Annotated in this window: 12 protein-coding genes; 6 read left to right on the forward strand and 6 right to left on the reverse strand. The window is 38.4% G+C overall.

All coding sequences use genetic code 11. From position 1 onward, the window contains the following. The first annotated feature begins 256 nt into the window (after positions 1–256). Entirely contained in the window at positions 257–733 is a 477-nt protein-coding gene (locus AC4GME_RS04885) for an extracellular solute-binding protein (protein ID WP_490379089.1), read from the forward strand. A 67-nt stretch (positions 734–800) separates the two neighbouring features. Here AC4GME_RS04885 and AC4GME_RS04890 read toward each other — a convergent pair whose 3' ends face one another. The 4 genes from AC4GME_RS04890 to serB all read right to left on the reverse strand — a co-directional run bounded on the left by AC4GME_RS04890 (position 801) and on the right by serB (position 4,490). Continuing rightward, on the reverse strand, positions 801–2,141 hold the full coding sequence (locus tag AC4GME_RS04890) for an MATE family efflux transporter (protein ID WP_490377963.1): 1,341 nt from the start codon (positions 2,139–2,141) through the stop codon (positions 801–803). Between the two features lie 67 nt (positions 2,142–2,208). Continuing rightward, positions 2,209–2,823, reverse strand: coding sequence for a 3'-5' exonuclease (locus AC4GME_RS04895; protein ID WP_490377962.1), 615 nt, complete (start codon positions 2,821–2,823; stop codon positions 2,209–2,211). 82 nt (positions 2,824–2,905) lie between these two features. Next, a complete protein-coding gene (locus AC4GME_RS04900; protein WP_490377961.1) occupies positions 2,906–3,283 on the reverse strand; it encodes an ATP-binding protein in 378 nt (125 codons plus the stop codon). A gap of 160 nt (positions 3,284–3,443) precedes the next feature. After that, positions 3,444–4,490 (reverse strand): phosphoserine phosphatase SerB, encoded by a 1,047-nt coding sequence (gene serB / locus AC4GME_RS04905; RefSeq protein ID WP_490377960.1) that lies wholly within the window; start codon positions 4,488–4,490, stop codon positions 3,444–3,446. A 161-nt stretch (positions 4,491–4,651) separates the two neighbouring features. Between serB and AC4GME_RS04910 the strand changes: the two genes are divergently transcribed. After that, positions 4,652–5,275 carry an AhpA/YtjB family protein gene (locus tag AC4GME_RS04910; RefSeq protein ID WP_490377959.1) on the forward strand — a complete coding sequence of 208 codons (624 nt, stop codon included), beginning with the start codon at positions 4,652–4,654 and terminating at the stop codon, positions 5,273–5,275. A 71-nt stretch (positions 5,276–5,346) separates the two neighbouring features. On the opposite strand, the gene AC4GME_RS04915 is transcribed toward AC4GME_RS04910, so the two are convergent. Continuing rightward, positions 5,347–5,928, reverse strand: a complete 582-nt coding sequence (locus tag AC4GME_RS04915; protein WP_490379081.1) for a Fe-Mn family superoxide dismutase — start codon at positions 5,926–5,928, stop codon at positions 5,347–5,349. A 224-nt stretch (positions 5,929–6,152) separates the two neighbouring features. On the opposite strand from AC4GME_RS04915, the gene grxD reads away from it, so the two are divergent. The 4 genes from grxD (at position 6,153) to AC4GME_RS04935 (ending at position 8,572) form a co-directional block, all read left to right on the forward strand. Next, positions 6,153–6,482, forward strand: a complete 330-nt coding sequence (gene grxD / locus AC4GME_RS04920) for a Grx4 family monothiol glutaredoxin (RefSeq protein ID WP_490377957.1) — start codon at positions 6,153–6,155, stop codon at positions 6,480–6,482. A 153-nt stretch (positions 6,483–6,635) separates the two neighbouring features. Continuing rightward, positions 6,636–7,142 (forward strand): RNA methyltransferase, encoded by a 507-nt coding sequence (locus AC4GME_RS04925; RefSeq protein ID WP_490377956.1) that lies wholly within the window; start codon positions 6,636–6,638, stop codon positions 7,140–7,142. A gap of 196 nt (positions 7,143–7,338) precedes the next feature. After that, entirely contained in the window at positions 7,339–7,641 is a 303-nt protein-coding gene (locus AC4GME_RS04930; protein ID WP_490379082.1) for a DUF496 family protein, read from the forward strand. Positions 7,642–7,771: 130 nt separating this feature from the next. Then, the gene (locus AC4GME_RS04935) at positions 7,772–8,572 is read left to right on the forward strand and encodes a 4'-phosphopantetheinyl transferase family protein (protein ID WP_490379083.1); all 801 of its coding nucleotides are present in this window, start codon (positions 7,772–7,774) and stop codon (positions 8,570–8,572) included. A 192-nt stretch (positions 8,573–8,764) separates the two neighbouring features. On the opposite strand, the gene AC4GME_RS04940 is transcribed toward AC4GME_RS04935, so the two are convergent. Next, on the reverse strand, positions 8,765–9,334 hold the full coding sequence (locus tag AC4GME_RS04940; protein ID WP_490379084.1) for a glutathione S-transferase family protein: 570 nt from the start codon (positions 9,332–9,334) through the stop codon (positions 8,765–8,767). Between the last annotated feature and the right edge of the window lie 88 nt (positions 9,335–9,422).

Genomic DNA, 9,422 nt, shown 5'->3' on the forward strand with positions numbered 1-9,422 from the left:
CGCTTGATATTAAAAGGTGCCGATATGACAATGCCGTTCCTTTAGATGAACGGCAAAAAGTAAGAAAGTCTTGCCTGTTACTCTTTCATACAAATATATGAGCTGCATCTCTCAATATCTATCCGAATTGCTACCTTATCTAATTTCTTGATTTAATTATCAATAAAAATTGAGTAGCCTATCTTTTTTAAAATAAAATTTTTAAAACCTGAAGTAACAGCAATATTCAATTGAAAATATTGTTGCCAATTCCCAACTGCAATCTGCATTTATCCACGGTAAAGTGGCTATGACACTAAATGGGCCATGGTCATGGGCGAATCTGGATAAATCTGGTCTTAATTATGGATTGGCAATTTTACCTAAATTAAATGGTCACCCTTCCCGTCCTTTCGTTGGCGTATTAAGCGCCGGAATCAGTAGCAATTCACCTAATGCGTCGTTAGCAGTAGAATTTTTACAGAACTATCTTCTTACGGATATCGGACTAAGATTAATGAACGCGCATGTCCCTATCGGTGCGCCGGCATTAAAGAGCTTCTTGAAGGAGTTAAGTAACGATCCGCGCGTGCTTGCTACAATTGCAAATGCCAGAGCTGGTGAAATTATGCCGAACATCCCGCAAATGATGCCATTCTGGTATGGACAGCAATCTGCAATTGCTAATGTAATCCAGCATCGTCAATCTATTGAGGATGCTCTCTCTACTGTCGAGAAGCGCATGTTGAAATAAGCAATATGAATCAGCCGTAAAATTGCCTGATTACAGAGAGAAAGCTAACAACGCAATCACTACACGATTAAGCCGTATGGTGAACTTGTTCAAGCTTAACAATGGTGCGTGTATAAAAGAACCAGGCCGCCATGCCTGCCATACAATTTCCGATTAATGCGCCAATAAACAGCCCTTTTATATCAGCAATTTGCGCGCCTAACCATAAACATGGCAGGAAGAAAGCGAATAAACGCAATGAAGAGATAAGCAAGGCATCCCCCGGTTTGGCCAAGGCATTAGAAACAGAGACCATCAGCATACAGATACCCAGCGGCCCTAAGCTGAAAGGCACAAACATCAGATGCCAGTTAAGAATGTTTTCAACATTCGTTTCACTGGTCATCAGGCCGGAAAGCCAGGAGGAAGAGAGTAAGGTAAGCAGCGCAATCACAACTTGCAGCCCTAAAATAAATTGGCAGGCTAAAGTGACTAATTTGCGTATATCAGTGATTTTTTCCGCCCCCAATAAGCGACCAATCATTGGCGGCATCGACATCGTCAGCGCCAGGACAGCGACAATCGCAAAAAACTCGAAACGAGAAGCAAGCGCCCATGCAGCAACGGCCGCAGTGCCGTATCCGGCAATCAGTTTAGTGGCTAACATAGAAGAGAACGGCGGTAATAGCTGGCTTATCATTGCCGGGCCCATTATTTTAGCAATAGAATTTAAACTGCTTGTTACCTCTAACCCCTGCCAATCAAAGCTCGCCCAATGCTGTTTCAGTACTTTCGGTGCCACTATTAGGATACCAAGAGTAAACGCACAAATAGTTGCAATTGCCGCCCCTTTAATACCGAGATCCAAAGTGAAGATGAAAACAGGATCAAGCACTAAGTTAATTGCACTGGTAACCATCATCATAGTGCCCGGCAGCAAGGTATTGCCGTTTGCACGGCACACGCTGTAATAAAAATAAAGCACTGCGCCTACCCAGGCACTGATTAACCAGAATACCCAATAATCGTCAATCACCGTATAAACAGATTCCGGGGCGCTTAACATTGCTAAGATCGGGTGGCGAAGCAGCCACAGACAGAGACAGATAACGGCAACACCGACACTACCCATTAATAAAACTAAACCACCGAGTTGTTTAGCATAGGTTGTTTTATTGGCACCTAACGCACGCGCGATAATTGCGGTGGTGGCAATGCCCAAGCCGACCTGAATACCAATAATGATCATCTGTATCGGTAAGGTAAAACCTTGCGCCGCCAGAGGCAGCACACCGAGTTGCCCGATAAAGGCACTGTCGACCAATTGAAAACTCATTAATGACAGCACACCAAACAACATCGGCCAGGTCATATTGAATAACTGCCGTGCCAGTGAGTCGTTTGCTGCTTCTGTTTTTGTAATGCCCATAGTTAACCGTATAATTTAAATTGCGTGGATGAATTAAGCGAATAAAAAAGCTATATCGTCGCCATAATTATTTCCAATTAGAAAGTAATCGATGCACTGACTTTGCGGGTGTTTTTGTTATCTTTTGCACAAGTTTAAACGGGATCGAGTGTAGATTGTAACCTTGTTGAATATCTTCGAGCATTGCCAGCCAAACTTTAGCGGTCATCTCTGCATCATATAAGGCTCGGTGAAAAGTACCTTCACTGGCGGTGTTAGTATATTCCACCAGCGTTGCCAGCTTATGATTAGGAGCAGACTGAAAAATTCTTCGCGCTAACAGCATAGAGCAGGTGAATTTCCCACTGTAACTTCTCGATATTCTTTGTAATTCAGCATCTAAGAAACGTTTATCAAATGAGGCATTATGCGCAACAAGATTATAATCAGCGATAAAGTCTGCAAAGCGATGCATCACCTCTTCACAGGGCGGCGCATCTTTCAACATGGCATTATTAATGCCAGTGAAGTTTTCAATAAAACCACTAATGCGTTGTCCGGGATTCATCAATTCTTGAAAACGACCTTTTACCTGTCCATCTTCAATAAGTACCGCACCGATTTCAATTGCTCGGTCACCCCTGTCAGGCGATAAACCTGTCGTTTCAAAATCAAGAATGACCACAGTATCTGCGTTGGCCATAATAATATCTCCTTTTTTGATGCAGTTTACCGTCAATCAGCCGATGATTGGACTTATTCTACATTTATTTCAAATAATCAAACTATGGCTGCCAGGTGCGCTTCATTTTGGCTAATGTTTTCGCTGGAACTTGATGTAGATTGCCATAATGACCAACACAAGTCCGGATGGATAATGCCGCCTGGTATTTTTTAGCAAGCTCCCGGTAAACATCAAGCTCCCACTGTTTAATAAAGGTGTTCGCTACCACCACATTTTCACCTTTGCTTAAATGCTCTGCACACTGTTTCTGACACCAGGCATGCGCTTCTTTTAAACGCGTAGGATCAAACAGGTAATCGCCATTTTCGTTAATAAAAAACATATCTGCTTCAAGGTGTACTGCATCAAGTGTTTTAGCTAAAGTGGATTTACCACTGCCGGGTAAACCACGTATTAAAATCAATTTTGCTTTTGGCAAATAACAGATCCAATCAATTAGCGGAAGAACGAATAAAGTTTGCAAAGCATCCCATTATTAAAAACCCGCTTAAATGAAAAACTAAGCGGGCTTTTTTGTATTACAGAAGCTTTAAACCTTGCCGATTAAACAGGGTTTACTGATTATGCGTTAAACCGTTTTAAGACCAACTGTTTGCACTGTTACTTGCACTTAAAATACATAAAGCACCCTGTAAATCGATATGGTTAAGTGATACCGGTGCTTTTTCCTGAACAATTGGTTTTGCATGGATAGCAATGCCTATTGCAGAGTTATCTAACATCAGCAAATCATTTGCACCATCACCAATTGCTACAGTTTGTGACATTGGAATATCATAACGCTCTGCTAATTCAGACAAGGTACGTGCTTTTACAACGGCATTTACAATTTCACCATGCACTTCACCCGTTATCAGCTGATCGCTAATTTCCAGTGTATTAGCAACAGCCTCATCAAACCCATGATCTTCTTTTAGGCGATCGGCAAAGTAGTTAAAACCACCAGAGGCAATTGCCACTTTCCAACCCGCATTTTTAAGCCCTTTAATCAATTCAAGTAAACCCGGCATCAAGGGCATAGTATCAGCAACCTCTTTTAAAATTGAAACAGGTGCTCCTTTTAATTTACTAACACGTGTACGCAGACTTTCATTAAAATCCAGCTTACCTTGCATCGCAAGTGCCGTTACGGCTGAGACTTGCTCGCCGACACCATATAATGCCGCTATTTCATCAATACATTCAATTTGAATTGTTGTTGAGTCCATATCCATTAATACTAAACCAGGTTTCTGCCAGTCTGGAAAAGTAGCCATTAAAGCAAAATCCATTTTATTTTCTTTACAAAATTTATCGATATTTGCTTTTAAAGATTGGGGATTTGCACTTAAAACAAAACGCATCACAGTGATATTTTCAATTATCTCTGGTGCATGTAAGCGGATTGCTTGTACATTCTCGCTGTTTAAAAGTGTCAGTAAGTTATTTAATTGTTTAGTATTAAATTGTTCTGCCATCACAATCAGTGATGCTTGCTCTGTGAAGATAGCCGTCGGTTTTTGTGTCAAAGTTCCATTTTGGTAAAACAACTCATCTAGTCCAATAACTTGTTGTTTTACATAATCTCTCCACTGAAGCAATGATTGAGACTTTGATTGAACTAGATGTTTTTGTATCGTTTTCACTGTAAAATACCTATGCTTATACAAACCTAATCCATTTGCCAATGAAAACTCCTACATTTTAAAATGGTTTAGGTATTTGAATTAAAATAATTGCGCACACGATAACTATTGCGATTTAGCATTGCAAGTTTTACAAGCCAGTTCGAAAGGAATCACGACAAATGAATAAAAAAATGTATTATCTGCTGCGTACATTACAAATAGTCACCTTAATCATTGTCTGTGCTGTTATTGCTTATCAGTTAACTATGCTCAAAAGCACTTCCAATCAAATCAAATATCAGCAAACCGAAAGATTCTCATACTCCTTAACAAACTTAGCGGCTGCCGAAGCGACCCGCTACCTTTCGAAAAAGAAAACAAAAGATCTGCAACTGCTTATTGATGACTTAAGCCATGATCCAATCGTCAGAGATGCGACAATATATGATCATATGGGGAAAATACTTTATCAATCAGAAGACGTTCTGCCGCTGCCAGTATTACTAAACATTAATTCAGATGAAGACGTACAAGCACAAGGGGTTATTCCCTATATTGCTGAATTATATAAGGACAATACAAAAATTGGTTATATTCGTATCACCTTGGAGCAAGACAAAATTCTCAGTTTAATTCATGATTATCAGGAAAAAAGTTTGTCGACAATGCTGTTATTGTTAATGTTGTCTTTTGTCGCCGGTACCATCATCATGGCACTCTTTTTTAGAAGACTTGAAGCAGGTTACTATCATGTGGCAAAAGAGCTGTACACATTAAGTAAAAAAAATAGAATTTACTGGTAAATTTTACTGTTTAATTTACAAAAAAAAACCTTAATGAAGACATTAAGGTTTTTTTTACGCTTTGCTTTTATCTATGCAAAGTTTTGTGCAACGAAATCCCAATTAACCAGTGCCCAAAAACCATTTAAGTAGTTAGGACGAACATTACGATAATCGATATAATACGCATGTTCCCATAGATCAACGGTCAAAAGCACTGTAACTGTTTCATCTGTTAATGGGGTTGCAGCATTTGATGTGTTAACAATTTCTAATGAACCATCAGCTTTTTTCACCAGCCATGTCCAAGATGAACCGAAATTATTTACCGCTTTATCATTCCAGGCAGCTTGAAACTCTGCGAAAGATCCGAAACTTTTACTGATAGCCTCTGCAACCGCACCCTTTGGTTCACCACCAGCATCAGCAGCTAAACAGTTCCAGTAAAAAGTGTGGTTCCATACTTGCGCCGCATTATTAAATAACGGGCCTTCACTTGTTTTGATAATCTCTTCTAATGATTTACTGGCCAAGTCCGTTCCTTCAACAAGGCCGTTTAATTTTTGCACATAAGTCGCATGATGTTTGCCGTAATGAAACTCAAGTGTTTCTGCCGATATATGAGGTTCTAACGCATCTTTAGCATAAGGTAGAGCTGGTAATTCAAAAGCCATGGTTTTATCTCCAGATTAAATGTAAGTACTTATACCAATTTGTAACTGTAACGAATTCAATTTATATATTGATTCTCGGTAAAAAAATGATCTATGTCAATTTAATTTTTATGATAAAATCGAATAAATGCTAAAAATTGATTCTATTAACCCTAGTATTTATGGCGTTTTGTTAATAGTCAAATTTGGGTACAATATTAAAAAACAATTACGGGGTATTAGAAATGGAAACTTTAGACAAAATCAAAAAACAGATTAATGAAAATACAATATTACTTTACATGAAAGGCTCTCCAAAATTACCAAGCTGTGGTTTTTCATCGCAGGCATCTCAAGCATTGATGCAATGTGGTCATCCTTTTGCGTATGTAGATATCTTGCAGAATCCGGACATCCGCGCTGAACTGCCTAAATATGCTAACTGGCCTACCTTTCCGCAGCTATGGGTTGATGGTGAACTGATCGGTGGTTGTGACATTATTTTAGAAATGTTCCAGCAAGGTGAACTACAACCTATTATTGAACAAGCAACTGAAAAAGCAAAAGAAGCTTAATTATATTATCGAAGCCTCTCTTTGAGGCTTTAACGATCCGACCCACTTTTAATAATTCCTTGCCAAACTAACTTCAAGCTCTCTCTTGACGGACATTAACGATAGCTCTACCCTATGCAACCACACGAATAATAGCTCTGCAGAAGAAAATTTATGCCTGAAACAAAAATAGTAATTGGTTTAAGCAACCCTAAAAGTGCCACAAATGTTGGTGCAGTAATGCGCGCAGCCGGATGCTATGCGGTTGACTCAGTTTTATATAGCGGCTCTCGTTATGATCGTGCTGTAAAGCTCAATACCGATACTAAAAAAATAAGTTCTACTATTCCATTAACCGCAGTAGAAGATCTGCTTGCTCACCAAGCAGATGACATTAAAGTTGTTTGTGTCGACCTTGTTGAAGGTGCATCCCCTCTGCCGACATTTGAACATCCGGATAAAGCGCTTTATATATTTGGACCAGAGGACGGCACAATAAAGCAATCGGTAATAGATCAAGCCGATGCCGTTGTATATATTCCAACTATTGGTTGTATGAATCTTGCTGCCACAGTTAATGTTCTTCTTTACGATAGACTGGCTAAATCAGCGACACATATCACTGACAATCTATTAATTCGTCAAAGCCGAGATAATAATAATAAAGTAAAAGTGAAGTGATTTTCTTCACAACTACAGTTTACTTACAGTCGATAACTTGTCCGTTATTAAATTAAAAATAAATATCCCGTAACGCTTTACTATAGGTATAATGATCGTGTTTATTCAAAAAGAAGCGTGTTATTGATTCCATAACAATAACAACTCTGCTATTAATGCTTCAATTATTTTAACATTTAATAAAAAGGTGTAATTTATGGGTAATGTACTTGAATTGGTGAAAAATACTCGCCGTAAAAACAAACTGAAACGTGAAATTCTTGATAATGATAAAAAAGTACGAGATAACCGCAAACGTGTGGATCTGCTAGCTAATTTAGTTGATTACATCCGACCTGACATGAAACAAGAAGATATTATTAGCATTATTAAAAATATGCTATCTGATTACGAAGACCGTGTTGATGACCATATCATCAAAGGTGCTGAGCTTTCAAAAGAACGTCGTGATATAAACAAAAAAATCAATTCATTTAAGCTTCCAGATCAAGCAAAATAATTCTATTTTTTGCAGAAAAATAAAGGGGTAGTTTAACTATCCCTTTTAAATAACAACAACTCTTATCATTAACAATATCTGTTTATGTGCGAGTATCATCATATTTTCCTAATAACTTATTGGTCGCTTTGTGTTTTTTGATCCCTCTCATGCAAAAAAGCAATTGTCAGATAATGATATCCATTTATGGACCATTAACCCTCAAGCAATCACAGATCCGAGCAAACTGAATTCTTTAAAAAGTATACTCAGTGAAAAAGAGATAGAGAAGATACAGCGTTATCGTCTTCCTAAAGCGCAACATAATGCCTTAATCACACGTGCTTTTGTACGCACTGTTTTATCTTTATATATAGATCTAAAACCTCATGATTTGCTGTTTGAGATTGCTGAGCACGGTAAACCTGAACTAATAAACTCCCCTCTACCATTACGTTTTAATCTTAGCCATAACAATAATTTAGTGATTTGTGCTGTCTGCTTAAAACATGATATTGGCTGTGATATTGAAAGTCTGTCGCGAAAAATCAGTGTTGAAGCTATCTCTAAACGCTACTTTGCCCCTAGCGAGTATCAAAGTCTGAAAGACCTTGAAGCCTCATTGCAAACTAGTCGGTTTTTTGAATATTGGACACTAAAAGAAGCGTTTGTTAAATGTACAGGCTTAGGTATCAGCCAGGGGTTAGGCTCATTTAGTTTCGAAATAGGAAATAAAGAAAACAGACAATACAATGACAATATTAAGCTGAATTTTGCCGCAGATAATAAGCAGCAAAATAATCAGGATTACTACAGTTGCCTGCTATATCCTGATTCAACTCATTGCATTGCTTTGTGTGTTAACTGTGCGAATAGATCTGCTGACCATAAATTTAATCTCAGTGTATTTGCAGGAGATGCAAAGCTGAATATTTTTTCTGAGATTAAGTAGCCTCAGCTCGGGATAATGAAAGCGCAATACTCCTTAATATCATGGCGTTAAATTTTTATAGCATACAGTGTTGATAGTTTTGTGGAGTTCAAGGCAAATCAGCGTAGCAATAGCAGGCTATGGGTAGCTGATTTAACGCAGAAATACGCGAAAATAGCTGCACTGTATCGATTTGCTTATCCCGAGTTGAGGTTAAGAACCGGCAAGCGGTGGAATCGTTTTTACAAAGTTAGGATCGCTTCTCGCAAAATCAAGGAAGCGCGATAAATTGCCCAGTTGTCTTAAATCGATTCGCTCTCTATAAACTCCCCAATCCAGAAAACAAGCTAAACGAATTTCCCCATCGGTCAGCGGTAACTCTCCAGCTAACTCCAGATTATTTAATGCTTCTAATCCCGATAAAACACGTGCACTTTGACGTTGCAGATATTTGCTGTCAGCAAATTTAATATTATCTATCTTCTCCAAAAAGAATATATTTACACACGCATCCAGCACTGTATTAGTCATATTAAACAGTTCAAAATCTTTAATATCAGTAAGGAAAGATGCTCCCGATTTTTCTCGAAGGTATCTCAAGATAGAGCTTGAATCAGTTAAGGTCAGATCACCATCAACTAATAACGGAACTTTTTTGGTGGGTGATAATTTAGCACTCTGCGCGGCATCTGTTTCAATAAACTCACAGCTTAAATTCGTTTCTAATAAAGCAATACGACAGTGGCGAACAAAGGGAGAGGTAAAACTTCCGTAGATTTTCATGTTTATCCTTTAAAATCAGAATATAAGGTAGTTTGGGTATAAATAATAAAGATTCAATATGCGCAGGGATTATAACCAACAAATAAAA

Source organism: Psychromonas sp. (genome assembly GCF_983033635.1).

Coding starts and splice junctions, on each gene's coding strand:
- AC4GME_RS04890 (WP_490377963.1), bottom strand. CDS start 2,141: ATGGGCATTACAAAAACAGAAGCAGCAAACGACTCACTGGCACGGCAG.
- AC4GME_RS04895 (WP_490377962.1), bottom strand. CDS start 2,823: ATGGCCAACGCAGATACTGTGGTCATTCTTGATTTTGAAACGACAGGT.
- AC4GME_RS04910 (WP_490377959.1), top strand. CDS start 4,652: ATGAATAAAAAAATGTATTATCTGCTGCGTACATTACAAATAGTCACC.
- AC4GME_RS04915 (WP_490379081.1), bottom strand. CDS start 5,928: ATGGCTTTTGAATTACCAGCTCTACCTTATGCTAAAGATGCGTTAGAA.
- grxD (WP_490377957.1), top strand. CDS start 6,153: ATGGAAACTTTAGACAAAATCAAAAAACAGATTAATGAAAATACAATA.
- AC4GME_RS04925 (WP_490377956.1), top strand. CDS start 6,636: ATGCCTGAAACAAAAATAGTAATTGGTTTAAGCAACCCTAAAAGTGCC.
- AC4GME_RS04930 (WP_490379082.1), top strand. CDS start 7,339: ATGGGTAATGTACTTGAATTGGTGAAAAATACTCGCCGTAAAAACAAA.
- AC4GME_RS04940 (WP_490379084.1), bottom strand. CDS start 9,334: ATGAAAATCTACGGAAGTTTTACCTCTCCCTTTGTTCGCCACTGTCGT.